The following is a 24,474-nucleotide window of genomic DNA, read 5'->3' on the forward strand; positions in this document are numbered from 1 at the left end:
GAGGAGGGGAGACTAAGTAATGGCTGGTGTTCCTTGGATACGAATCTCGACCAACATGTTTGAAGATGAAAAGGTCAAATTGATTCAAGCACTTCCTGAAGGAGACTCATTGGTAGTTATCTGGCTTCGGCTATTGACTCTAGCTGGAAAAACGAACGATCGAGGTTATATCTACTTAGACGAAGGGACTCCGTACACCCCGCAAATGCTATCTATCATCATGAACAAACCTCAAACAGTAGTGGATTTGGCACTCCAAACCTTCTCAGACTTTCAAATGATCGAGGTCAATGAACAAGGGATTTGCATTCTCAACTGGGAGAAGCACCAGAACATTGACGGACTGGAGAAGATCCGAAAACAGAACCGGGAGCGTAAACGGAGACAGAGAGCACGGCAAAAAGAGCTTCCAGAACCTGAACCTCATCCGGACTCTGGTTCCGATGATTCACGTGACATGTCACGTGACGTCCCGGAAGAAGTCACGCCAAGTCACGCAACAGATAAAGAAGAAGATAAAGATAAAGATATAGATAAAGATAGAGAAAGAGAAAAGAGAGGGAGGACTGGGGGGAGAGAAAATCTTTGTTCCACGGAGGATATAAAGACCTTTGTTGAAAGCCTATCGGCTTCCAACCCCTTACCTATTCCTCAAGATCTCTTGATCAAATATATCAACTGCCTGAGGCTGACACGGAAGACGGGACGGATCTCCCAAAGCATCATCCTCAGCCACTGGGAGAAATGGCAGCAGTTTCCCCCAGTTGTCGTTCAATACGCAATGTATATCCACCTAACAAAGCATGACGACAAAAAAGAAGAATACACACTGGGGATCATGCGAAACACCGATGAACATGAGGCCAACAGGAAGATGATCCTGTTGAAAAACAAAAAACAAAGTAACAAGGAGGTACCCCAACATGAACCACCTTGGACCAGCCCTTCTGGAAGCTCTTCCCCCGCTGAACCCGCAGATCGATACGAAGAATTTGTCATCGAATGACCCCATGGCCTATGCCTACTGCTGCACGCGCTGTCGAAAAGAAATCCGTCGGTTGGAAATCAAGCTGTTGGGAAAAACCATCCGCCCCCTCCCAGTTTGTAAATGTGTCTCGGAGGACGCCGAACGTAGAAGGCAAGAGCGAGAGCTGGCGAACAAGCGGGACTATATCCGGCGGGTTTATGGTGAGGGGCTGATCGACGATGACCTGAAACGCTCGTCTTTCGATAACTTTATCCCCCGGGAAGGTTCCGAAAAAGCTTATCAGATGGCAAAGGACTTTGCTCTGAATTTCAAGCAACAATCAGCGGGAATGTATCTGTTCGGACCAGTTGGAGTGGGGAAAAGTCACTTGACAGCGGCGATTCACAATCATCTGAGCAGACAAGGAATTGCCTCTGTCTACATCGACGCACCGCAACTGTTCGGCCTGGCGAAAAGCACCTTTAACAACAGTAGCAAGAAGACGGATCAGGATTACGTTCAGGCGGCGATCCGGTGCGAACTTCTGACCTTGGATGAAATCGGGCTGACGCCGTTAAGCCAGTATGAGTTTGATCTACTGTTCCAGATCATCAACGGACGAAAAGGGAGGTTGACTAATTTCACGAGCAATCTCGGATTGGAAGAGCTGGAACAATGGTTCAAATACGACCGAAACGGTAAACCCCTGGATCCCCATGGACGATTGTTCGACCGTCTGCTCGGGCAAGCCCAGCCGATCCGGCTTAAAGGGGAGTCTTACCGGCGATACCTTGCCAAGAAGAGATTGGCTGGGGGCGAGTGAGAACGTGCGGCGCTCAAGGGGGAAATCGATCCGCGGCCCGAGAGACAGAAGGGGCGGAAAAGTTATGAGCCATCCAAATGATGATCTTTACCGCCGAATGACCAACCGGGAACTGATCAACGAAATGCAAGGCTGGGAGCGGCAGGTTCTGGGAGATGCAGACAAGACCCTGATTCGTGTCTTCCGGAAGGCGGCCCTGGAGTGTGCGGCGTCGGGCGATCAGGAAGGACTCAGGAAGTGGCAGGAACTACTACGGAAAGCAGAGGAGCGGTGAGAGATGGATCTGGAGTGCACGGATTTCCCAATTTGCCCTCATTGTGGGACGGTGGAAAAAGACTATCTTGAGATCATGGATGAAACCACGGGCGATGGAGACGAGATCGAATATGAGTGCTGGGCCTGCGGTGGCTCCGTCACGGTAGAGATTCACATGTCATTGAATTTCAGCACGAGGGCCTAAGGGGGATACGAATGAGCAACATCTATGTGCGGGAAGGAGCAGGACCCGATAACCTGGATCTTCTGATGTATGGCCGGTACCAATGCCCCGAGTGTGGCCGGAGGGTTACGGTTCCGGAATACATGGTGGGGCTGATGATCCCCAACTGTATCGAATGTGAGGTTCAGCGGGGGAAGACAGTGCAACATGACTTCTTGGAAACCTTCTGGGATGTGGATCAGAAAGACCATGAATGGGAGGGCGACTGGTGAAGAGATCTTGGCGGTGAAATCGCTCAGGAATTTGTGAGATTGGCAAAGGAGGCCAACATGAAAATTCGTATCGGGAAGTACACGCTGACATCTGACGGACATCACAATCTGATCGCTAATGAAACGGCCAAGAGGAAGGACGGAGGAGAACCTTCACTCCGGCCTGTCGCCTTCTTCAGCAAGCTGGAGCACTTTTGCAAGTGGGCACTGGACCAACGGGTTCTCAAGAGCAAAGCAGAATCCATCGAGGAACTTAAGATCGAGATCATGGCAGCCAAGGCGGAGATCATTGAAGCGGTTCAAGAGTTGGAGCACGGAAAAGTTGGTCAAGGCAAAAAAAAAAAAAATCGGCGTGATAGAGACGTGTAAAAAGGCGCTTGGGTACAAAGACCCTCGGACGGGATTTAAACCACTCCTCACGCCGCTCACAAGGTCTGAGGGGTATGTCAAGGAGGTGGAAGGGGTGGCGCATGACGACAAGGTGAAGCGAACTATTGATCAGATGGAGATCGACGAACGACTGGATGAGATCAACGATTTGGCGATCCTGGCCCGCTTATTCCCGGAGGATATGACAGAGTACCATGATCGACGGGAGAGGGTGAAAGAAAAACTATCATCCGTCACGAAACGGGGCGATAGAGACGAAAAAAAGACCGGTCAGGTACCAAAACCCCTCGGAACGAATTTAAAACCCGTCAGCGAGCTCTTACAAGCGGAGAGAGGTATGCTGACCATGGAGGTATAGGGATGAGAAAAAAGGTGACAGCGACGGTTGTGGTTGACGGTGGAGGAAGCAGAGCCTGGCACGGAGATACCGGCCACTACGTGTACGGGATACTTGTTCAGCTGGTTGAAGATCTGTTGAAAACTCATACTCCAGGGGAAGGGGAGACCGCCTATTTCTCCATCGTTGTGGAAAATACAGGCAGAGCCGTGAGAGTGACAAGTCCTCAAAATCTTGTATCTGGCGCAAAGGAAGAAATGAAACGGCTGGGTTTACAGGGTGAAGTTCTATGCTGATCACCAATCTGATTACCGATTTGCTGGACGGGAAGCAGACGGTGGTGGATGAAGCAAAAACACTGATCCAACAGACGTATCTGGCCGACACTCGTCCCTGGGTCGTGGGGTTTAGCGGCGGGAAAGATTCCACCGTGGTGGTTCAACTACTGTTTGAAGCACTGAGCGAACTGCCTGAGGAAAGCCGGACAAAACCGGTTTATGTGATCTCAAGCGATACCCTGGTGGAGAACCCGCTGGTGATGGCTACGGTGGATCTGGCACTGAATCAGATCCAAACGGCGGCCCGGGAACAGGGTCTTCCCGTCGAGGCACATAAAGTCCGACCGGATATCGAGAAATCCTTCTGGGTCAATCTCATTGGACGGGGCTATCCCTCACCCACTCCGACCTTCCGCTGGTGCACCGATCGGCTGAAAATTGACCCGGCCAACCGCTTCATCATGGATAAAGTTTCTGAGCACGGCGAAGTCATCGTAGTCCTAGGTGTCCGGGAGGATGAATCGAAAGCCCGGGGGGACTCCATCCGATTGCATAGTATCGAAGGAACCGACCTGATGCGGCATACCACCCTCCACAACGCATTCACTTTTGCACCGATTCGAAACTTCTCTACTGAAGATGTTTGGGACTATCTCTTGGGCACCCCATCTCCCTGGGGCGGGGACAATCACGAATTGAACCGGATGTATCGGGATTCGAGCGGCGGCGACTGTCCCCTAGTCATCGATCCCGGCATGAAGAAGTCCGGATCCTGCGGGAGCAGTCGTTTCGGATGCTGGACCTGCACGGTAGTCAGCAAGGATAAATCCCTCAACGGGTTCATCCAAAGCGGCTCCGACTGGCTTCGACCACTGCTGGAATTTCGGAATTGGCTAGTGGAGATCCGGTCTGATCGGAAGATGAGGCAAAAATGCCGGACGGGTGGGAGGATCTATCTGATTAAGAACCCCGGAGTGAACCCCAACACGCCCCGGGTGGTCTATGAAAGGCTTGATGACTATTTGGATGCTGTTGACCTTCGAACGATCGAGGAAGACATCATCATTGAGAAGGATGAGGGACTGCTGTTTCCTGAGGAGTATGTGTTGGGTCTTGGACCGTTCACGCTAAGGGCTAGAAGAAAGATACTCCGGCGGCTCTTGAATGTTCAAAGAGTGGTACGAAAAAGCGGACATGATATCCGGCTTATACAACCGGATGAGATCGCCATGATCCAAAGCATTTGGAAAGCCGAAGCAAAAAATATTGCATAGACGACGGGAGGGGATCCCCATGGTCAAGATCCGGGTGATGGGAGACCGGAAGAAGGTTGAAGAGACAGTGGAGCGTTTGGGAAAGGTGTTTCAGGTGATGAATGTATCGGAGCCGTACCAGAACCGGAACAATGAGATGGTTCGCACGTATGTGGAGGTGGTGGTATGCACTACAAGGTAATCAAAAAGACGGGAGAATGCTTGGGGTTCATTGACTACCTATATGCGGTTGTGGAAGTGGACGACGACGGTGGGGAAACGGTATTTGCCGACTTTGTCACGATGGAACAGGCAGAAGCTCTGGCGGAAAAATTGAACCGGGAGGGATGACGGGTGAAAATTGTTCAGTTCGAGTGTCAGGAATGCAAGAGAAAGATCAGCGTGCAACAGGATGTTTTCGACAAGGCATACAGGGACGAAAAATATTGCCTTTCCTGCCGCCCGAAGGCGAAGACGAAGGAGAAAGGGCGGATCGGTTCCGGCCAGCTGAACATCACTTGGTTTACGGGAAAACTGCAAGAGGGGGAGCGACTTGCCTACGATGATTATTATCAGCTGACACGGGATGAAAGTAGGTTCTTATTTACGGCTCTTCAGGAATACCGAAGGGAGAACGGGTAAATGTCAGCACTGAAAGAGGCATTACACCACCTCTGGGCAGCCGGAAAGCAGGACCCGCGAAACAAAAAGATCCAGCTTGCGATAGACATTGTTACAGATGCCATGAAAGAAAAACATCTAGAGGAGGGCGAAGTGAGTGGCAAAGCCGGTTGAAAAAGTGATGGGTCGGGATTTACGTGAGGAGTTGGTGGAACAGCATCAACGGTTAGTGTACTTTGTTGCGAACCAGTTCAGACAGTCCAAAATGGAATGGGATGATTTGGTCCAGATCGGATTCATTGGACTCATCAAGGCTGTTGACCGGTATAATCCAGGCATCAAAAAAGTGAAGTTTTCAACTTTCGCATTCCACTATATTCGAGGCGAAATCCTACACGAGTTGCGGGCTCTGAAACGGCATAATCCGGCGATGGAAGTCTCCGTTGAGAATGTGGTGGAAGGCGGTGGGGAAGATGACGAGATCCGGCTGATGGATACCTTGGGAACGGATCCGGACGAGGTTGAAACCACAGTAAGTAACCGGGTTGCTCTGGAGGAGAGCATGGCTGATCTAACTGATCAGGAGCGGGAGGTGATCTCGTTTCGCTTCGGCAAACAATGGACCCAGGGTGAAATCGCGGAGCTGTTCGATGTTCCGGAAAAGAGGATCCGTGTGATCGAACAGAAAGCGATCCGCAAGCTGCGGCGGCAGATGGTAAGATAAAGCCCCTCCATCCTTAAGGGGAGAAAACGAGAGGCAGGCAACCCCTCTTCCCCGAGTCTAACGCAAGACCGGGGAGGGGGAAACCTCTTTCAAAGGGAGGGTTTGGATGAGTCGCATGGTGGATAAAGCACAGTTGACCATTTTCGGAACTGATGCCCGGAGGCGGGTACGGGATCGGCTACTCTCTTGGCCAGACCTTGACAAGAAGGCCCAACGCCTTCAGCGGTTGATTGAACAGGACCGGGAAGCTCTCCGGCACTTGGATGATCAAATTCATTCATACATGATTCCCAAATACGAAACGATGGATATGCCCGGGGGGCAAGGTGTTTCAGATAAAGTCGGTGATCTTGTGGCCCGGCTGGTGGATAAGAGAGATGAACTTCATTTGTCGATCATGGAAAATGAACTAAGATTGCACGACTTAAAACGGGATTTGAATGTGATCGAGATGGCCGTAAACGAGCTAAACCCCTTTCATGCGGAGATCGTGAGGCGGTATTATTTTCAGAAAGAGCGGTGGGAGAGCACTTGTATACAGATGCGGATCCAGAAAAGCAGGTTTTATGAGGTTCTTGCGGAAGTGTTGGATGTGTTGGGGGATCAGCTATAGGGTATCCCGAAGAATGTATGGTGAAAAGTGACCGGAAAACAACCGGAAAAGTACCGGAAAACCTCCGGAAAAAATCCGAAGAAATCGGGTAGAACAGGAATAAGCGAGGTTTTGTAAACAAAATAAACAATAGGTTAGGCATTCGGGAATCTGAATGCCCTTTCCTATTGGACATTATCAGGTTTTTTGTCACTAAGACAGTAAAATGTGGCCTCTCCCTAGTTGCAAAAAGAGTTTGGATTTAGTAATATAGTTGCAAAAAGTTGCGGGAGGGGTTAGTAGTTGGTAATTTGGAACAATGGTATCGTCACAGTCCCGGAGGCTCCGAGTCAGGTTATTAACGAGACTGTCCCGTTTGAAATACGGAGTAATTTTGTTCCGATTGTAAGAAAAGGGTATCAATATACTGATGAGTTGATTAGAACAAACAAAATGTTAAATTGGTCGATTGGGCGTCAACAGCGAGGTGATCTCTTAAATGTTGGTGTTGCTTTTGCGTTTAAGGAAATTATTGAGCAAGGGAAGCTTCCCTTAGATTTTAAACTTGACCATAACAAACCTAGAACCTTTCAATATTTCTTGTTGTGTACGAATACAGTTACAATAACAGTAAGTCAGGTTCAATCCTCTACTAAGGTGCCAAGAAAAGCAGATTTCAGAGATGACTTATATGAGTATGGTCAAGGTAGATTGGATTTGTTTGATGAAGATCTTGGCGTGAATATCAATCAGGATCGGGTTTTATTGTTGACACACGGTTATCAAAGAAGTGAACCACATTTTGTTAATCTGGGGATACCGGGTAAAAAGAACTGGATTTATCGTATAGAGTTAATAGATGAGCTAGAGAGAAGTGCAGTTGAACAAGTGCCAGAGGAAGAAATTACTGAGGAAGAAATGATTCGCTTTAAGGAATTTAGTAAGGAAATTGGTAGTTAGGCTTCTGTAAAGAGGTGGAGAGTCGTGGTGTTGAATGATCTTCGTCGCAATTTTATACCAGAGAGGTTACGTGAAGGGAGGGAGGCTCGAGGATTAACCATCCAAGAATTGTCCGAGAGAGTAGGAGTTTCTCACCAGTCTATATCCAAATATGAAAATGGAAAGGCTGTACCTAGTGGGATGGTTTTTCAAAAATTGCTTTTCACACTGAATCTCCCTATTCATTTTTTTTATAAACCAATTCATAGAGGAATTGAGGATTCAGTTGTTTTCTTTCGTAGCAAAGCTGCAACAACATCTAGATCTAAAAAATTACATGAGATAAAGATTAACTGGCTACAGGATATTAGTGTGGAATTAGAGAAAATTCTAGATTTCCCTAAAGTTCTTATTCCGAAAATAAATACCTCCCCCATATATTTTCCTACCGATATGGATGATATAGATGAACTGGCTGTGGAAGTAAGGAGATCTTGGGGGTTGGGTAACGGTCCAATTAGTAATGTATTGCTTCTAGTTGAAAAGAAAGGCGTTATTGCTGCTAGAGCTGATTTTAATGATCAAAAAGTTGATGCTTGTTCTGTTTGGCGTGATGATCAAAGACCTTTTATCTTATTAGGAACAGAAAAATCTTCTGTGCGTTCACGATTTGATGTAGCCCATGAGTTGGGTCATCTGGTGTTACATTCTAATCTAAAGCGTAATGAATTTGAAAAGAACATGAAATTGATCGAATCCGAAGCGGACCGTTTTGCATCAGCTTTCTTAATGCCTGTTGAAAGTTTCAGCAGTGAATTTGTTTCTACTTCTCTAGAATACCTTATTAATTTGAAAAAGAGGTGGAAGGTGTCTATACAAGCAATGGCTTATCGTGCACGTGATCTTGATATTATTAGTGAATTTCAGTACAGGAATATTATGAGGAAAATTGGTCAAAACAATTGGAGAAAACATGAACCTTTGGATGAACAGTTTGAACTTGAACAACCTACTGTACTCAAGCAAGCAATCAAAGCGCTTATAAAACATAATGTTATAAATAAGTCAGATATCGAGCGGTATCTAGGTCTCACAAAAGGTGAATTGGAAATCTATGCGAATTTAGAAACGGGAACTCTTTCTGATAAGATTGTTTCCGATCAAAACATAATTCGATTCAGACATCGAAAAAAAATGGGGATGTAAGTTTTTTTTATCACCAAGGAACCGAACGTACATTCCTGTTTTAGGTAAGTTGCCCTTAACATGGAGATAGGAAATCTATATGTTAAAAATGGCATGCTATAAAAGTGAAAAAGAAACCGGAAAAGTACCGGAAAAACACCGGAAAACCTCCGGAAAAAAACAGCGGAAATCGGGTATAACAGGAATAAGCGAGGTTTTGAAAACAAAATAAACAATAGGTTGAGAGGCATTCGGTATATCCGAGTGCCTTTTATTTTTTGCAGAGGAGGGGTATAAACGTTTTCTCAATCAAGTAATTGAAGGTGACTGTTTGGAGCAAATGAAAAACCTGCCGTCGGAAATTCTGGATGCGGTCATTACGGACCCACCATACTGCAGCGGATCCCGACAGGAGTCGGGGAAAGGACAGCGAAACCGGATGACGACAACCAAATCCAGCCGGTGGTTCGGGGGTGACGGTCTCTCCACCCAGGGCTTTCTTTGGTTTATGCGACAGTGCGCTTTGGAGTGGAACCGATTGTTGAAGCCAGGCGGTCATGTTCTGGTCTTCATCGACTGGCGGATGATGCCTTACTTGGCGGCGGCCATAGAGAGTGCCGACTTTCGGTACAACTCCCTGCTGGTCTGGGACAAAACCTACTTCACCATGGGGGCCTGCTTCCGGAACCAACATGAGTTGATTCTCCACTTTTCAAAAGGAAAGGGCGTGCCGCAACGGAGAGACGTGGGCAATGTCCTTTCCCAGAAGCCGGTCCGAAACGGTCAGCATCCCACAGAAAAGCCAGTGGATCTGATCCAACGTCTCATTTCTGTGGTGTGTCCTGAACATGGCTTGGTTCTGGACAGCTTTGCGGGTAGTGGAACGACTGGGGTGGCTTGTTTGCGCTCCGGCCGCCATTATGTTCTGATCGAGCGGGATCCGTACTATGCGGAAGTTTCCAAGGAGCGGCTTCGGGCGGAGACGGAGTTGGAAAAGGTTGATTCGATCAAGAGATAGGGCACCCAGTAGGGTGCTTACTCTTGTAAACGGAATGGAAAGGACGATTAAGATGGGTGGATACGATGTTTATACGGCGGAAGTATACTGCGGATCATGTGAAAAAGTGAGTTACGAACGGATTTCGGATCCGGATGAAGCTGTTTCAACTTGCGCTTGTGGAGCATATCGGGATGTGACTGTCGTTTTCGATGAGGAAGGCGATCCGGTCGACTGATGACCATAGAAGCTGAACCAAAGGGGGATGAAAAATGAGTATGGGACACCTCCAAGCTATGCAAAGCATGTTACGATTGGCTGAGTTGGAACAAAGGGGGGCGAGGATCGTTTTCGTAGATCCAAAGTCAGACTGGCCGGAGGGGTTAACCTTTGGAAAGTTGGGTGAGGGAATCCGAAAGGAGGTGACAAAGGTTGCTGTGGCTTCCAGACGAAACGAACCTTCTTATTGATGAGGAAATGTTTCGGAAAGTGTTGAACTTGGGGCGAAGTAAAGCGGACACGGAAACATCGAAAGAATAGGCACCCAACAGGGTGTTTTTCTTTTGCTCACAATTCAACACAAGAAAGGGAGAGTTGAGTGAAAAAGAACATGAAAAAAGTGATTCCCGTAGCAACGGTGACTCTGGGCATGGTGGCGGCTGGAGGGACGGCGGCGGTCTTTGCCAACCCGGACGGAACCCCGGCCAGCGATCTACCAGCCCAAGTGGAAACACCGGAAGTGAAGTCCGTTCCAGTGGAGGAGGCGCCGCAATCGGAAGTGGAACCAACGCCGGAGGAGAAGCCCCAACCGGAACCTCGGGTCCAGGCTGAGGTCGGTGGGCAGGTAGAAGAGAAGCCCAAAGCAGTGGAAAAGCCCGCACAGGAGCCGCCAAAACAGGAGCTGCGGAGCCCAGCAAGGAGCGAAGAAAAGGCTTCTTCACAGCAAACACCTCCCTCCTCAGCTTCCAAAAGTGAAAGTGGAGCGAACGGAGCGACAGGCGACGTTTCAAAATCTGCCATGAAACCCGCTGGGGAAAAACCGGTGAATGTATCTGAAGAAAAGCAAGTTGCCGCGTCGGATTCGGAGAGAAAAGAAGAGAAGGGGGCTCCCAATGGCGAAAAGAGCAAGGGTGAAAAAGCGGATGCCGGGACGACTGAAGAAGAAGCCAAGCGGACACCCGAGACCCAAGATGGTGGGAAGATGCCGAAGACCGCTGCACCCGGTCCCCTGGCAACCCTTATGGGGGCTGGACTGATGGTGGGGGGTGCGGTGGTAAAACGGTTCCGCTTCCGACGTGGGTAGGTGTGATTGCTGATGTTTCGTAAAAAGCCATACTATCTGAACTATCCATGGTGGTATCCAAGGCAGTTGATCGGGCGGATCCTTCTTCTTGGAGGATTCGCCCTTCTCCTTTACGGTGGAGTCGATTGGTATCAGCAAGCAACACTGGGCCAGTCAGCAAAGCCACTCCCGCAGGTGAATGCCACTCCTGAAAAGGTGGGAGAGGAAGCGATTAGAATCGCTTTATCCCAAGTACGGGTATCAGAGGAGGACTCTGGAGTCGTCTGGCAACACCTTCCCAAGAAAGGGGAGCGGTTTGCGGATCTGGAGATCCCCGCTTTGAAAGTTCGGCTTCCGGTGGTGGAGGGGACTGGTGTGAAAGAATTGCGGAAGGGTGTCGGCCACTATGCCACCTCCGTTTTCCCGGGGGAACCGGACAATTCAGTCTTAGCCGGACATCGAGAATCGGCACTCGGGAAGATCGGGAAGCTGAAGAAGGGTGATGAAATTGTTGTTAAGACGAAACATGAAGGGACGTTTACCTATGAAGTGACCAAGCATTGGATTACAGACGAGAATGATCGGTCCGTGATTGTTTCACACGAATCATCAAAGCTTACCGTGATAACTTGCTATCCTTTCAATGCAATCGGGAGTCCTGAGAGATACATCGTTCAGGCGGATCTGGTGGATGTTCAAAAATAACAAAATGAAGGAGAGATGAATCATGAATAAAACGGAATTGACCAAACGGGTGGCGCAGGAAACGGGGAAGAGCAAAACAGAAGCCGGACAAATGGTTGATGTAGTCTTGGATCAGATCTCCGAAGCTTTGCAACGCGGGGAAAAGGTCTCTCTTTTCGGGTTTGGCAACTTCGAGGTACGGGAACGAGCGGCACGAATGGCTCGGAACCCGAAGACAGGAGAAACAATTCACGTTGAGGCGAAACGCATCCCAGCGTTCAAGCCCGGAAAGCAGTTGAAAGAAGTCGTCAATGGATAAATTAATCAGGGCGTCCTGCCACAAGCGGGACGCCTTTATTATTCCTTTCAAAGGAGGATCTCTATGACTGGGAAGACACACGCATCGCTCGGGTTGGCTACGGGTACGGCGGTAGCATGGTATACCGAGGCCCAGAGAGGCGAGTTGGTTTTCACCTTAGCTGCGGCCACTGTAGCGGCACTTCTGCCAGATCTAGATGAGCAGTCCAGCAAAATCAATCAAGCACTGTTTGGAAGGTTACCACGATCTTACCGATCAGCGGCTCTTGCTGTTATAGGCTTGGCGGGTGTCGGCGGTTTTATGTTGTATTCGTTACCGTTGTGGGTGTTGGTATTGAGTCTGTTTGCCGTATTAACTGCTGTGGCTCCCCATCGAGGACTCACGCACTCATTACTTGCCTTGGTTGCTGTGGTATGGGTAACATTTCAGGCTTTCTCCACCTACACCCTGGCGGTGGGAACCGGTTATTTGTCACATTTACTGGCGGATGCAGTAACCAGCCAAGGTGTTCCGCTGTTTTGGCCGTGGCAGAAGCGAGTAAGCCTGAGCAATGTGGGGGTGCGAATCCGGACAGGAAGAACAACTGATCAGGTGACTGGCACTTTGGCCGGATGGGGGTCCGGGCTCATGTTGATTTGGCTAATTTTCGCATAAGACAAAGCGGTCCGGCGGTCTCGGGCTGCTTTCTGTTATGCGAAAAAACGAAAGGGTTGGAGGAGAGATGGCGAGGAAGTGGAGCAAACATGAGGATCAATTGCTGGCGGAAACCATATTCAAACACATCGAAGACGGAAGCACTCAATTAGCAGCGTTTGCGGAAACAGGAGAACGGTTAGGCCGATCACCGGAAGCCTGTGGATTCCGGTGGAACAACGTGTTGCGAAAAAAATATGAAGCGTCATTGCAAATCGCACAGGAGCAGGCCCGTTCCGTTCGGACACGATCCAAGCTCCGCCTGGAAGACGGATGGGATGAAAAAGAAATTCCTAGGTTGGTCAACTGGATGATTCGCTATTTGCGGTGGTGGAGGGATCGTTGGGCAGCGAGAGAGTGTGAAAGAAAGGAGTTGAAGGAGAAGATCCGGAGAAAAGAGGAGGTGATACGCCAATTGAAGCGAGAAAATGAGCGGCTTCAAAGGGAGAGGTTAACAGGGACAGCCTTTCATATGGAGACCAATGGGAATTTGGTACGAGTAGAAGGAGGATAAAAAAGTGGAACAGCGGGTGATTTTCCGGGATCATTACCAGCCAGGTAAAACAAAAGTTACTCCTCGTGAGAGTCGCTATAAGGTGATATCCGAGAAGACTGGAGAAGAGTATTGGGTGAGCTGGGACTGGATTGCGGAGGACGTAACGAAGAAAATCGAGAAAAGAATTTGCAAGGTGACGTTGTGGAAAAAGCGCTCCGGTAAAATAGCACAAACCTTCCCTTGGAAAAGGATATACTATCACCGTTTCTATGTTACAGAGTCTGTGCTAGGGAATGTCAGGGTCGACCAAATGTTTCAACACACGATACGGAGCTATGAAAGGTACTATCCAGACCAGGTGATTACTCCATTGCGGGAAGGCGACCTAATTTCACTCGAAATGAAGTTGGGTTTTATCGCCCTATCAACGATAGGTATAAGCTTTTGGATGAAATATTTTTTAACAAACTCGTTTGGAATGAGAGTTTTGGATGCGATTTTATTGTTGTTGATAGGAAGTTTGATTTGTAGCTCATTGCTTTTCTGGGCTCTTGGAAGAAAACCAGTTCATCCGAGTCGATTGGAAACATCAGTCGAGCTGGAGGATGACTGATATGAGCATTGGAAAGATCCGAACCCTGTTATACGGCGCGGCCCGGTTTTTGGGGGACATCAATGCGGTACGACAGGGGAGAGTGAAGGAGAGGTTAAAGCGGCGGCTGGCTGGAAAAGTGACGGGCCGACTGATGGGAAGGTGGTTCCGGTAATAAACAGGGGAGGGAAATAGGTTGGAAACGGTCTTGTTTTTCGGCCTTCTCATCTTTGGGATAGTTTTTTCTTATTTGGCTGACCCGATTGATTTTCTTTTGATGTTGTCGATTGTCATCGGTACGGCTGTTTCAGTTGCTGTTGTTTACTTCGTGTGGGGATTCAATTGAGAGATAAGAAACCAAAGGAGTGAGATGAGTGAGGAAAATTGGAATCACTGCTTTGCTGTTACTTGTACTTTCCGGTGGGTTGATTGTAATTGGGCAAGAAAATATGGACCGGGCTTATTCCGGGTTGGTGGGAGCACCATTTGAAATAATCCAAGGTAAACCTACAGACCTACGATAAAGGTCAGGATAAGTTCTTGAATGGGATAGACATAATGGGAATTATGTCCGAAAAAGAGGGAAAAGCGGTGGGGATTCGATGGGTTTTTGAGACATAACAGAAAGGCAGAGGTTAGAAATGCGATGAGACATAATAAATCAGGACGAGAGGCCTTGGATGATTTCCGTCGCTGGATGGAAATGAACGGCTATTCTGCGAACACGATCGAGAGTTACATCCGGGGAGTCAGAAGCTACTTCGATTGGTTCAACGGAAAGTATGGACGGGATCCCCGGGAGTTGTTCAGAGAAAACATTGTGGATTACCTTCAGGATCTGAAGGTCCGGGAGGTGGGGCACGTCACATACAACTCTCATCTGGCGGCACTTCAACGGTTGAATGCTTTCTGGATTGAAAGCGGCGTTCAGTCGGATACTGTGATCCTCAAACGGGACCGGTGGAAGGCACAGGCCGGAAACGAATCGCCCACCCAGCATACGACAGAAGAGGTAGAGCGGTTTCTGCAGGTGATATTGGAATCCGGAAACCGGCGGGATTACACCCTGGCCTTCTTCTTGGCGTACACGGGGTTAAGGGTATCTGAGGCGATCCACCTTCAGATAAAGGATGTGAACCTCCCGGCCAGACAATTGGTGGTTCAGTTTGGGAAGGGGCAGAAGCGGCGGGAGATTCCGCTGAGTACCCGCCTGGTTCAGGTCATCCGAAGCTACCTGAGGGACACCCGGCCTCAATACCGAACGGCGGAACGAAGCCCTTATTTGTTTGTCAGTTCACGCGGACGGCAGATTTCACGGAAAACAGTATACAGTCTACTGGTAAAGTACAGCCGACAGGCAGGGGTGAATCCGGAGATTACACCGCACAGCCTTCGGCACTTTTTTTGCACTCGGGCTTTGGAGGCGGGATACACAATTGAGGAGGTGAGGCAGATTGCCGGTCATGCCAACGTCAACACCACCCTGATTTATGCCCACCCCAGCCGGAAGTCAATGCTGGAGAAGATTGACCGACTTTGATCAAGATAGGTACCGGGCCGAAAGGCTTTTTTTCATGCAAAGAAAGGAGGACGTCATGAACTGGAGAAAGATCCGCATCACCACGACCACTACCCTCATGCTGGGGATCGTGGGAGTCGGGGCGTATAACGCCCTGTTTCCTTCTCAGGTCGCTCCGGCGGCGGAGGAGTCCAAACAACCCACCGGGGTGTCGGTGGACTCCACCCAGGGAGCCGCCACCTATGCCCTGTATTTCACCAACTACTGGCTGACCGGGAATCTGGAGGAAGCCCAAAAATATGCGGCCAAAGGATTTGAAGTGCCTAACAGCCTTCCCAAACCGCAAAAGGTGGAAAACATCATCACCTGGGGGGCTCGGAGTCTGGACGATCACCGGGTGATGGTCACCATCCGGGCCCGGGGAGAAAAAGATCGGGTCCTCTGGTTGGAGGTGCCGGTGGTGGCGGATCGGGGGAGCTATGGGGTGTATGGGATCCCGACCTTCGTTCCGGAGCCGGGAACCGCGAAAAAACCGGATTCCCCAGAGATCGATTCCATCGATGACCGGAAGGCGGAGGCAGGAGTCCGGCAGATCGTCCAATCCTTCTTCCGGAACTATGCAGGGGGGTCCCCAGAAGATCTCTCCAACTTGTTTTTGGACAGCCGCCCTCGGATGGTGTTGGATCTGGAGGGGGAGTTTTTGAAGGGAGTGCAAATGGAGATCAGTCATCCGAAAAATGGTCAAGTCTATGTCCAGGCGGATGCATCCCTTCGAATCGACGGACAGGTGGTTTCTCAGACCTATGAATTTTGGCTCAAGAAAAGCGGATCGAAATGGCTCATTGACAAAACCAATCCAGTGATTCCACTGGAGGAATAGGGAGGTTCTTTTGATGACAGACATGTTGACGTACCTGGCCACCGCGGGAATTTATCTGGCTGACCCGGAAAATTCGTCTTTGTGGGGAGTCGTTAACAACTTTAGTGACTGGCTTCGTCCGAACCTGAAAGAAGCCTATTTTTTAGTCGCATCGGTTTTGATATTGATCCACATCTGTGTTCGGCAATTGCGTCCGAGGATACTGAATATTATTGGTTGGATTGCATTGGCAGGTCTCTTTGTTTTAGGGACGGATTTTCTCGAGACCGTGGTCGAGTTTTTGGAAGGCTTGGCTACTCGGAAAGGTTGATGAAAAATGTCTGCAGAAGATGAATATCGCCGATCCTTTAACGTGCAGACCGTCTATTCCTATCATGAGGGATGGAACGTTCCCATTCGGGTGTGGGTGAAGCTGCCATACCTTCCGGGATTTTTTATTGAGTTCCAGGAAGGTCTTTTCTTCATTCTTTTGGAAGTGCTGGCTTATGCGTTTGACTCCATGGGGCTCGGTTTTGAACCGTTGACTCAATATGGAGTGATTCCGATCGGCTTGACGATTTTGCTGAAAAAGATCAAGCCTGAAGGAAAGTATTTGTATCAGTGGTGCCATTCCTTTTTTCGCTACATGTTTACGGAAAAAGAGACGGATGGGGCGTTGAATCCAGTGGATGCCTCTCCGGGCCGGTTGGTCATTCTCAATCGGTATTACCCAGGGGAAAAGCAAGAAAAGAAAAAACAACGGCGGAAGAGATGGTTCCGCCGATCCAACAAGACGATGGCGGCTTCCTGAACAGGAAAGCCGCCATTTCATTTTTTGAGGGAGGCAAGAAGATGAAACAGATGAGGTTTCCCGTTCTGCTCCGTTCCGCAAATCTTGTCGTTTCGCAAAACGGGCAGGCGCATGGTTTTTATCACATTCCGCAACTGAATTACGAGTTTCTCTCGGACGGGGAACGGTTTCAACTGCGGAACCACCTGGAAAAATTCTTGAATGAGTGCCCCTATCATGTGGGCTTCAAGTCGATTCCGATCCCCTATTCGCCCTGGGAAAGCGTGAACGATGATCCCGATCAGGTGCCGGAGTGCTTGCGGGAGGCTTGGAAAACCTCTCTGGCCAATGTGGAGCGGGTCTTGCAGGCGTTGGTTCCCAGCCGGGAGATGCTGGTATTGCGGGTGAGCATGGAGAGCGTCAGTGGAGACTGGTTGGAGGAAATCCAGCGGGGATTTTTTGAACTGGTGCGGGATCCGCTGGCGATGACCGATCAGTTCGTGGGAGGGGAGCGGTATCGGCTTCCCGTTACAGAATGGGAACGGTTTGAACAGGCGGAGCGGGATGTTTTTAAGTACCTGACGACCTATTTTCACGGCGGGATTACCCCGTTGTCCGAGGAAGAGGTACTCTATCTCACGGAGCGTTGCGGTTGTCGGGGAGTCAGTCCGGGGATGCAGGAAGAGCCGATGGACCTCTTGGTCCGGGACGGTTACATCCACGTTTCCAAAGCGGATGTGGAGCGGGGGCTAACCGATGTGGACCTGAATTTCAAAAAACCGATGGGGATGGTCCGCTGGCGGAAAGACTTCCCGGAGGAGACCCGGACGGGTTACTTTCAGTTTTTGTCCACTTCCTGGCTGCCCCCGGCCATTCTTTTTCCGAATCGGTCGGAGGCATTCCAAAAGGCAAAGGAACTCCCATTTCCCGTCGAGATCGACATGGATTTGGAGCAGATGTCCAACCAGGTAGCTCGAAAAGAGCTGAAGAAAAAGTATGACCTGATTGTAGGGCAAATCAAGCATACCGTTAGGTCCAAAGGGGAGGAGACGGAACAAAGGGACATTGGAAGGGATGCGGAACGAAAGGCCACAAACGAAGAGCTGGATGAGCGGCTGGAGCAGGAGAAAACCCCACTTTTCAAGATGCGCCTGGTCTTTTGTGTATGGGGGGATACCACGGAAGAAGTGAAAAACCGGCGACGGCAATTGATCTCCAAGATGAAAGAGATCGGATTGCGCTTGGAGATCCCCCGAACTGAACAGAAAACGTTATACCAGTCTACTTTGCCCGGGGCGGAACAGATCAACAGTCACTATATTGTCCGGCCGACGGCGGAGTTCATCTCCAGCTTGATGCCCCTGGCAACCACGGAAGTGGGGGACCCAGCGGGGATTTTTCTGGGCACTACGATTATGACGGGCACCCGGGCGGATCAGGATCAAATCGATCAGTGGGCGCGAGGGAACACCCCGGTGTTTATGGATGAGCGGAGGGCGCGGGAGCATTTGTCAAAAACGTCGTCTTCCCTCATTTTGGGCTCTTTGGGTCGGGGGAAAACGATGCTGAAATGTTACCTGATGTACCGGCGGCTACAAAGAGGGGTGCATCAGCTCCTGTTCGAACCCAAGGATGAGCTTTGGGCGATTGCGCATGAACTGCCGGAGCTGGCCGAGTTGACGAATATTGTATCCATTAGCAATTCCGTCAGGGACAAAGGAAAGTTTGATCCTTTGATTGGAGTCGGGGAGGATCCGGAGGAACGGTTGTACAAGGAGCAGTTGGCGGAAAGCATGCTGCTGTTTCTTTCAGGGGAATCGGACTCTTCTTGGGCAGGGACGGCTCTGGGTTACGCCGTCCATGAAACGATTCAGGAGGATCATCCCTCGATGATGCGGGTGTTGGATCACTTACGGGCCATTGCCACCGGGGAACGGAAGTATCCGGATCTGGTGCTGAACGAACATGCTCGGGATGATGTGGCCCGGGTGCTGGCCAACTTGAACCGGAAGGCACGACAGTCTCAGGCCCAGCTCCTTTTTGGGGACGGAAGCGAAAAGCCGATTGATCTTTCCTATCCTCTGACCCTGCTTCAAATGCAAGGTTTGCAGATGCCCCAGGAGGGAAGACCGGATTATCGCTTGAATATGACATTGTTGATCGCCATGACGGAATTTGCCCGACGCTTCGTCAACCGGCCAACGCCGTTTCCAAAGGGCGTGATCTTCGAGGAAAACCACCGGCTGATCGAAGTGAAGGAAGGGGAAATGGCGTACCGGGAGTTTATGCGGACGTGCCGAAGTAAAGATGCGGATGTCATGACCATCGTTCACAATGCCCGGGATTTGAGAACCAAGCAGGACAAAAAACTTCGGAAAGGGGAGGACGGCGGAGAGGAGATCCGTTCCAACCTGGGGTACCGGTTCTGCTTCTCAGTGGGGGATGAAGCGGAGGCGGAGTCCGCCTGTGACATTTTGGGCATTCCACCAACCGGGAAAAACCTCAACGAAATCATGGGGTTAGGTCCTGGGGAATGGCTGATGCGGGATCTGGATGATCGCGTCGCAAAAGTGAAACTGGATCTGGAACGATTGGATCCGCGCTTGTTTCGGGCTTTTGATACCCGACCGGAGGCAAACCGAAGGAGGGAGAAGGAATTTGGGCATCTTCGCGAGAATAGGATTACGGTTGGAGAATCGAAAGCAAAGGGGGTGAGTTAATGCGATCCCATAGGCTGAAATGGTTGGGGGGAGTCTTGGCCGTCCTCCTGGTGGCTGCGGGGTGCAGCGGGCAGGCGTCTACACAGGAGCAGCCGGAGGAACCCAAGGGACCGGGGTTGACGCCGGGGGAGCGAGCCGCGATCGAGTTTTATAAGGCGAAATATGTGGACGGGGACGAAAAAAGGGCTCAAAAGCTTGCTGGAAAAGATAGGACAGGGATAGTGAGGAAGTCAACTAATGGCCCAATTGAAATCCAACCTATGAAAGGAGAAACATTAACCGAGTCTAGGGGAACCTACTACATCCGGATGCCAGATCAGACTTATATTAGGGTAGAGGTTTACAAAGAGGATGGCGAATGGAGTGTTTTTGATCACGAGTCGATTAATCAAATCGAAATCAATCAGTTTGCAGACGAGGATAGTTGGAAGAGGGTGGAGCGCCCATGAGAAAGGGATGGCTCCTCCTTCTTTTTTTGTTGGTGTTAACCCCTGAACCCGTGTTTGCAGATAGTGCGCTGGACAACATGTTGCCCAGCCACTCTCCTGCCAACGATCCGGAAAATGAACTGTACGAGCAATTTGACATTGAAGCCTATCACTTTGACGGTTATTACCCCGGCGGGGTGGGGCTGATTCAAGAAACACTCAATTTTATGTTTGGTTGGGGTATGGTGATGGTGGCCCTGACGGTGAAGATGGGGATCTATCTGTATCAATTGGGGTACAAGATCCCCGGTTTTAAAACGCTGGCGAGAGCCGTTTCTGATTTGGTGGAGCAGTTGGGAGGCACCTTTTTCGATGCGCTCCTCCATGCCGGATTCACCATCATGGGGGTTTATATCCTCTTCGAATTGATACGGCACCGGTATGCCGACTCGATGAAGGAAGTGGGGAAGAGCCTGCTCCTGCTATCGTTGGCCTCACTGTTGTTCAACAATATGTACACTGTCTTCACCCAGGTGGATGATTTCAGCTCCAAGGCCGGGGATGAAATTGTTTTGGGGATGAACTCTGTAAATAAAAAAGAAGGTGAAGAAGGAGAGGAAGTCTCTACTGAACCGGGGAAAGAAGCCATGGTGGAGACGAGCAATCAGATCTGGAGGAACTTTGTAATCATCCCCTGGCAACTGGGGGAGTTTGGGGAGACCATGAAAGATCCCAACGCGAAGATCAGTCCGAAGTCAAAGGACCCGATTGCTCAACAAACGTACAAGATGCTAAATGAAAAAGATCCTAAAAAACGTAACGACTATACCGAAGCACTTGTAAAAGTGGATGAGAACGCGATTGTCAGCTTTTTGAAAGATGTCCCCCTTGTTGGTGGGAAAGTGGAGGAGCTGGAGAAACACTTTAAGAATGTGTTCGGAACGAAAAAGAAGAAAGACGCTCCCGTCTACTCTTCCATGACCGGCTGGGGCGGACTGATGTCCCGGGGAACCATCACCTTCTTTGCGTTTATTGGTGCGGTGATCTTCATCCCTCTGTTGCTGGTGCTCTCACTCTTTGTAGCGGGATACAGCATCGGTTTTCTCCTGTTGGGAGGGCTGGCGGCGTTTGTATTCCTGTATGCTCTCTGGCCCAAAGGGGGCATTTGGTCCATCGTGAACTGGTTCCAGCAATGGCTGGGAGCCGGGTTATACAAAATCGTGGCCGTCTTTTTGCTGTCCTTGTACCTGTTGATATCGACCCAGCTGTACACGATTTTTCGGGGATGGGGCTGGTTTGGAAGTATTGTGATCCAGATCGCCTTGCTCGTCATCATCATCTGGAAACACAAAAAGGTCTTCCAGATCTTGAAACGCCCGATGACCCAGGCCCGAAACTTTACACAGAATCTAAACAGGCAGACACCCAAGGAGATCCAAAACCGGGCAGAGATGTGGGCAAGAAATAAAGCGAAGGCGGCGGAGGAGCTGGCGACTAAAGGCGCCGGGGTCGGGATTCGATCCGGAAAGGCAATGTACCAGGGCGGAAAAGCCTACCTTCAGAGCTACCTGATGGGCTCCTCCGGGTCAAAGCGGCCCCCTCGGTATGTGGAGCCGATAAGAAACACTACCAGCCAGCAAGAAACACCAGATGGTCTGTACCGAAGGGGCGGCGCTCCGCAAGGTTCCGCACCAGGCGGGATGATCGGAGGAACAACGAATCGGGCGATTCCGGCAACCACGGCAGCTACCCGGCGACAGACGGCCCTGCCCGTCAGTAGCCCGATAAGCGGAAACGGGGTCACTTATGTGCCAACCAAACGGTCGATCCAAAACGGCCGGATTGTGAACGGCCAGAAATATGAACGGGTAAAAGCGGTTATGAAGGATGAACGAACCAAGGCCGCGGCGAAGGCAGCCGGGAAAATCGCCCTCAGGACCGGAATCAAGGTGGTGACCAAAATATGAGTCGGCAAAGATCCGCTTTTCGGAAATGGGTGTTGTTTCTGGGGGCGGTTTTCATTTGGATGTGTATCTCAGTCGTGATGTTTTGGGGCAGCGGGGGGGAAGAAGCGGAGACGAAGCCTCCTACCGCCAAAGAGAAAGCGTTGCCGGAAGAGCCCAATCAGGAGCCTTTTGAGGCGGAAGGAACGGATGAAGTGGTGAAAGAGGATGAAGCCGAAAAAGCTCGCGAGGAAACGAAACAGGTGGTGGCCCGGTTTATCCGGGCTTATTTATCTTTTGATGCCAAGGATCCGGAGAAGAAGCTAAAAGAAATGAGGCCGTACCTCTCCTCCACAATGGCTGAAGGGTGGGAAGGGCTGGATTATCCAGACGGGATCAAAAAGGCCAAAGTGTTGAAGGTGGAAACGGCAGCGGGAGCGGAAGACGTCGGGGGTTGGGTTTGGACGGTGAAAGCACAGACGGAAACCACTTTTGACCGTGGCGGAGCGGAGAAAGCCTGGTCCCTGTATGAGGTGGTTGTAGGGAAAGAGAGAGATAAATGGGTGGTGGAGGAGGTGAATCCAGGTGGCGATGCCGGAGCCGAACCCCTCCAAATCGGAGGAATCGAAGAAGAGTAAATGGAAAGCGATCATCCCTGTCATCGGCTGTGGAGCCGTGGCGGGGATGTTTTTTATCGGCTTTATGGGGCTGATTCTATTTCTGTCTATCCTTGGGGCGATTTCGATAGAGAATGAAAACAGTAAAAAAGGCAAAGAGGTTTATTGCTGGTCGGATTCAAAGCGGCTTAGTCCTGAAAGGTTAGATAAAAAATTGAAAAACAAGGGGGTCTTCAAGGGGAAAGGGAAAGTCTTTATCGATGCCGGGGAACGGCATGGCGTTGATCCCATTTTGGTCGCGGCCATCGCCATGCATGAGACTGGAAACGGAACCTCAGATGAGGTCCGGGATTTGAACAATCCTGGTGGATTGAGGGAAAAAAACGGGCCGATGTCCTTTTCTTCACTGGATGAGGGGATTGACCGGATGACAAGCAACTTATACCGGCTGTATATCAAGCTTGGACTCACTACCCCCGAGAAAATCGGTCCCAAATATGCACCCGTTGGTGCAGAAAACGACCCACTTGGATTAAACAAACATTGGGTCACCGGGATTAAGGCACAAATGAAGCAGCTGGGCGGAGCTACGTACAAGTGTGGAGAAGCGGGGAAGTCCGGAAAAGCGAAGGGTTCGTCTCCTACGGCGTACCCATATCGGAATGCAAGCGTCACCGGTGTAGACGCATGGAAGTTCTACAACCGGCAGTGTACCTCCTTTGTGGCGTGGCGCTTGAACGATGCCGGGATCCCCTTTCACAACCATATGAAGGGCGGACGGTTTGGAAACGCCACCAACTGGGATGTGAATGCCCGACAGATCGGAGGTATCAAGGTGAACAAGACACCGGCTCCGGGGGCAGTAGCACAGTGGAAGGCCGGGAACCATGCCAGCCAATTCGGTCATGTGGCTTATGTGACGGAGGTGAAGGGAGACCAGATCACCATCGAAGAGTACAACTACAAGCCGTATAGCTTCTCCCGTCGGACACTTCCGGCCAGTCAGCCCAGCTACTATTTGCATTTCAAATGAGGAGTGATCTGGATGTTTGGATGGATGCTTATTGTTTTTGGTTTGTTGGTGATCCACTTTCCGATATCTCCAGTGATGAAGAGTTGGCAGCACGCCTCCAAGATTTCGCCTTGGTTGGCTGTTGGAATGTCAGGGGTGGGATATATTCTCAGTTGGATGGGGATGACGGAGGTGATGGGGCTTGAGGTTCCGCTTTCCTTTTTCAAGTCCATTGCACCACACCTCTTCAGTCTCCTCCTGTTGACTGTGGGCATTGGATGGATCCTTAAAGGAGCCAGGGAGGGGGCCATCTGGGTGATCACCTCTGGGTGCATTGCCCTGTTTGGAGGTTTGCTTTTGGGGTTGTGGACGGCGGAGATGATCCCGGCAACAGTTCTCCCAAACACAAAAGGACTGGAAAAATCGCTGTTTTTAAGTGTAGCGATCTTCGTATTTAGCATGGGATTACGGCTGACTGTGAAAGCGACTGTCGGGTTGATGAGAAAAGATCCCAGTTTTTCGCTTTGGATCATAGCAGGGTTTTACACAGCGGGCGGTTTCTTTTTCATGGTGGATATATGGCCACCTGTGGAAAAAGCCATCTGGACGATCCTATCGGTGATGGTGTTGGCTGGTGCGTGGAAGGCTGGCCGGTGGGGATATCAGATGTATCAAAAGGAGTACAAAGCCTGAATGGGCTTTT

General features: G+C 50.1%; 37 protein-coding genes. All 37 read left to right on the forward strand.

The window, feature by feature from the left end; all coding sequences use genetic code 11:
* The first annotated feature begins 19 nt into the window (after positions 1–19).
* The 37 genes from IEV46_RS09855 (at position 20) to IEV46_RS10035 (ending at position 24,464) form a co-directional block, all read left to right on the forward strand.
* Entirely contained in the window at positions 20–1,006 is a 987-nt protein-coding gene (locus tag IEV46_RS09855; protein ID WP_009710619.1) for a phage replisome organizer N-terminal domain-containing protein, read from the forward strand.
* Complete coding sequence (locus IEV46_RS09860) at positions 924–1,790, forward strand: ATP-binding protein (RefSeq protein ID WP_083820578.1); 867 nt, start codon at positions 924–926, stop codon at positions 1,788–1,790. Before IEV46_RS09855 ends, IEV46_RS09860 begins: the two co-directional genes overlap by 83 nt.
* Positions 1,791–1,854: 64 nt before the next feature.
* Positions 1,855–2,064, forward strand: coding sequence for a hypothetical protein (locus tag IEV46_RS09865; protein WP_040387539.1), 210 nt, complete (start codon positions 1,855–1,857; stop codon positions 2,062–2,064).
* Between the two features lie 3 nt (positions 2,065–2,067).
* Entirely contained in the window at positions 2,068–2,250 is a 183-nt protein-coding gene (locus IEV46_RS09870) for a hypothetical protein (RefSeq protein ID WP_009710622.1), read from the forward strand.
* A gap of 11 nt (positions 2,251–2,261) precedes the next feature.
* Entirely contained in the window at positions 2,262–2,501 is a 240-nt protein-coding gene (locus tag IEV46_RS09875; RefSeq protein ID WP_009710623.1) for a hypothetical protein, read from the forward strand.
* Positions 2,502–2,558: 57 nt separating this feature from the next.
* Positions 2,559–2,870 (forward strand): hypothetical protein, encoded by a 312-nt coding sequence (locus tag IEV46_RS09880; protein WP_188432420.1) that lies wholly within the window; start codon positions 2,559–2,561, stop codon positions 2,868–2,870.
* Positions 2,871–2,964: 94 nt separating this feature from the next.
* A complete protein-coding gene (locus IEV46_RS09885; RefSeq protein WP_040387541.1) occupies positions 2,965–3,249 on the forward strand; it encodes a hypothetical protein in 285 nt (94 codons plus the stop codon).
* A 2-nt stretch (positions 3,250–3,251) separates the two neighbouring features.
* A complete protein-coding gene (locus IEV46_RS09890) occupies positions 3,252–3,524 on the forward strand; it encodes a hypothetical protein (protein WP_009710626.1) in 273 nt (90 codons plus the stop codon).
* Entirely contained in the window at positions 3,518–4,780 is a 1,263-nt protein-coding gene (gene dndC / locus IEV46_RS09895) for a DNA phosphorothioation system sulfurtransferase DndC (RefSeq protein WP_009710627.1), read from the forward strand. The genes IEV46_RS09890 and dndC overlap by 7 nt, the downstream gene beginning before the upstream one ends.
* Before the next feature lie 19 nt (positions 4,781–4,799).
* On the forward strand, positions 4,800–4,961 hold the full coding sequence (locus tag IEV46_RS09900; protein ID WP_009710628.1) for a DUF3970 family protein: 162 nt from the start codon (positions 4,800–4,802) through the stop codon (positions 4,959–4,961).
* Positions 4,946–5,110, forward strand: coding sequence for a hypothetical protein (locus IEV46_RS09905; RefSeq protein WP_009710629.1), 165 nt, complete (start codon positions 4,946–4,948; stop codon positions 5,108–5,110). The genes IEV46_RS09900 and IEV46_RS09905 overlap by 16 nt, the downstream gene beginning before the upstream one ends.
* A 3-nt stretch (positions 5,111–5,113) precedes the next feature.
* The gene (locus tag IEV46_RS09910) at positions 5,114–5,401 is read left to right on the forward strand and encodes a hypothetical protein (protein ID WP_009710630.1); all 288 of its coding nucleotides are present in this window, start codon (positions 5,114–5,116) and stop codon (positions 5,399–5,401) included.
* Entirely contained in the window at positions 5,402–5,554 is a 153-nt protein-coding gene (locus IEV46_RS09915; protein ID WP_188432421.1) for a hypothetical protein, read from the forward strand.
* Positions 5,538–6,104: a sigma-70 family RNA polymerase sigma factor gene (locus IEV46_RS09920; RefSeq protein ID WP_009710631.1), complete on the forward strand. Its 567-nt coding sequence runs from the start codon at positions 5,538–5,540 to the stop codon at positions 6,102–6,104. The genes IEV46_RS09915 and IEV46_RS09920 overlap by 17 nt, the downstream gene beginning before the upstream one ends.
* Positions 6,105–6,210: 106 nt before the next feature.
* Positions 6,211–6,717 carry a hypothetical protein gene (locus IEV46_RS09925; protein WP_040387542.1) on the forward strand — a complete coding sequence of 169 codons (507 nt, stop codon included), beginning with the start codon at positions 6,211–6,213 and terminating at the stop codon, positions 6,715–6,717.
* Positions 6,718–6,999: 282 nt separating this feature from the next.
* Positions 7,000–7,656 (forward strand): hypothetical protein, encoded by a 657-nt coding sequence (locus tag IEV46_RS09930; protein WP_009710633.1) that lies wholly within the window; start codon positions 7,000–7,002, stop codon positions 7,654–7,656.
* Positions 7,657–7,683: 27 nt separating this feature from the next.
* Positions 7,684–8,841 (forward strand): helix-turn-helix domain-containing protein, encoded by a 1,158-nt coding sequence (locus IEV46_RS09935; RefSeq protein ID WP_229736021.1) that lies wholly within the window; start codon positions 7,684–7,686, stop codon positions 8,839–8,841.
* A 319-nt stretch (positions 8,842–9,160) separates the two neighbouring features.
* A complete protein-coding gene (locus IEV46_RS09940; protein ID WP_229736029.1) occupies positions 9,161–9,838 on the forward strand; it encodes a DNA-methyltransferase in 678 nt (225 codons plus the stop codon).
* Positions 9,839–10,089: 251 nt separating this feature from the next.
* Positions 10,090–10,287 carry a hypothetical protein gene (locus IEV46_RS09945; RefSeq protein ID WP_009710638.1) on the forward strand — a complete coding sequence of 66 codons (198 nt, stop codon included), beginning with the start codon at positions 10,090–10,092 and terminating at the stop codon, positions 10,285–10,287.
* Between the two features lie 128 nt (positions 10,288–10,415).
* On the forward strand, positions 10,416–11,120 hold the full coding sequence (locus IEV46_RS09950; RefSeq protein ID WP_040387543.1) for a hypothetical protein: 705 nt from the start codon (positions 10,416–10,418) through the stop codon (positions 11,118–11,120).
* A 12-nt stretch (positions 11,121–11,132) separates the two neighbouring features.
* Positions 11,133–11,804, forward strand: a complete 672-nt coding sequence (gene srtD / locus IEV46_RS09955) for a class D sortase, LPxTATN-specific (RefSeq protein WP_009710640.1) — start codon at positions 11,133–11,135, stop codon at positions 11,802–11,804.
* Positions 11,805–11,826: 22 nt separating this feature from the next.
* Positions 11,827–12,102 carry an HU family DNA-binding protein gene (locus IEV46_RS09960; protein ID WP_009710641.1) on the forward strand — a complete coding sequence of 92 codons (276 nt, stop codon included), beginning with the start codon at positions 11,827–11,829 and terminating at the stop codon, positions 12,100–12,102.
* A 63-nt stretch (positions 12,103–12,165) separates the two neighbouring features.
* Entirely contained in the window at positions 12,166–12,756 is a 591-nt protein-coding gene (locus tag IEV46_RS09965; RefSeq protein ID WP_040387544.1) for a metal-dependent hydrolase, read from the forward strand.
* A 67-nt stretch (positions 12,757–12,823) separates the two neighbouring features.
* On the forward strand, positions 12,824–13,309 hold the full coding sequence (locus IEV46_RS09970) for a hypothetical protein (protein WP_052528785.1): 486 nt from the start codon (positions 12,824–12,826) through the stop codon (positions 13,307–13,309).
* 4 nt (positions 13,310–13,313) lie between these two features.
* Positions 13,314–13,904: a hypothetical protein gene (locus IEV46_RS09975; protein WP_009710644.1), complete on the forward strand. Its 591-nt coding sequence runs from the start codon at positions 13,314–13,316 to the stop codon at positions 13,902–13,904.
* A gap of 1 nt (position 13,905) precedes the next feature.
* Positions 13,906–14,058 (forward strand): hypothetical protein, encoded by a 153-nt coding sequence (locus IEV46_RS09980; protein ID WP_188432422.1) that lies wholly within the window; start codon positions 13,906–13,908, stop codon positions 14,056–14,058.
* Between the two features lie 21 nt (positions 14,059–14,079).
* Positions 14,080–14,229 carry a hypothetical protein gene (locus IEV46_RS09985; RefSeq protein ID WP_009710646.1) on the forward strand — a complete coding sequence of 50 codons (150 nt, stop codon included), beginning with the start codon at positions 14,080–14,082 and terminating at the stop codon, positions 14,227–14,229.
* 330 nt (positions 14,230–14,559) lie between these two features.
* Complete coding sequence (locus tag IEV46_RS09990) at positions 14,560–15,423, forward strand: tyrosine-type recombinase/integrase (protein ID WP_009710648.1); 864 nt, start codon at positions 14,560–14,562, stop codon at positions 15,421–15,423.
* Positions 15,424–15,478: 55 nt separating this feature from the next.
* Positions 15,479–16,282, forward strand: a complete 804-nt coding sequence (locus IEV46_RS09995; RefSeq protein WP_040387545.1) for a conjugal transfer protein — start codon at positions 15,479–15,481, stop codon at positions 16,280–16,282.
* A 13-nt stretch (positions 16,283–16,295) separates the two neighbouring features.
* Positions 16,296–16,592 carry a hypothetical protein gene (locus tag IEV46_RS10000; protein WP_009710650.1) on the forward strand — a complete coding sequence of 99 codons (297 nt, stop codon included), beginning with the start codon at positions 16,296–16,298 and terminating at the stop codon, positions 16,590–16,592.
* A 6-nt stretch (positions 16,593–16,598) separates the two neighbouring features.
* A complete protein-coding gene (locus IEV46_RS10005; protein ID WP_009710651.1) occupies positions 16,599–17,072 on the forward strand; it encodes a TcpE family conjugal transfer membrane protein in 474 nt (157 codons plus the stop codon).
* Positions 17,073–17,113: 41 nt separating this feature from the next.
* Positions 17,114–19,771: an ATP-binding protein gene (locus IEV46_RS10010; protein ID WP_188432423.1), complete on the forward strand. Its 2,658-nt coding sequence runs from the start codon at positions 17,114–17,116 to the stop codon at positions 19,769–19,771.
* Positions 19,771–20,220: a hypothetical protein gene (locus tag IEV46_RS10015; protein WP_009710653.1), complete on the forward strand. Its 450-nt coding sequence runs from the start codon at positions 19,771–19,773 to the stop codon at positions 20,218–20,220. The genes IEV46_RS10010 and IEV46_RS10015 overlap by 1 nt, the downstream gene beginning before the upstream one ends.
* The gene (locus IEV46_RS10020) at positions 20,217–22,166 is read left to right on the forward strand and encodes an acyltransferase family protein (RefSeq protein WP_188432424.1); all 1,950 of its coding nucleotides are present in this window, start codon (positions 20,217–20,219) and stop codon (positions 22,164–22,166) included. The genes IEV46_RS10015 and IEV46_RS10020 overlap by 4 nt, the downstream gene beginning before the upstream one ends.
* Positions 22,163–22,780 (forward strand): hypothetical protein, encoded by a 618-nt coding sequence (locus tag IEV46_RS10025; protein WP_009710655.1) that lies wholly within the window; start codon positions 22,163–22,165, stop codon positions 22,778–22,780. The genes IEV46_RS10020 and IEV46_RS10025 overlap by 4 nt, the downstream gene beginning before the upstream one ends.
* Complete coding sequence (locus tag IEV46_RS10030) at positions 22,734–23,792, forward strand: CHAP domain-containing protein (RefSeq protein WP_229736030.1); 1,059 nt, start codon at positions 22,734–22,736, stop codon at positions 23,790–23,792. Before IEV46_RS10025 ends, IEV46_RS10030 begins: the two co-directional genes overlap by 47 nt.
* Positions 23,793–23,804: 12 nt before the next feature.
* Positions 23,805–24,464 (forward strand): hypothetical protein, encoded by a 660-nt coding sequence (locus tag IEV46_RS10035; protein ID WP_188432426.1) that lies wholly within the window; start codon positions 23,805–23,807, stop codon positions 24,462–24,464.
* The last annotated feature ends 10 nt before the right edge of the window (positions 24,465–24,474 follow it).

Origin of the sequence: Kroppenstedtia guangzhouensis, from assembly GCF_014637345.1 — a bacterium.
Classification (GTDB): Bacteria; Bacillota; Bacilli; order Thermoactinomycetales; family DSM-45169; genus Kroppenstedtia; species Kroppenstedtia guangzhouensis.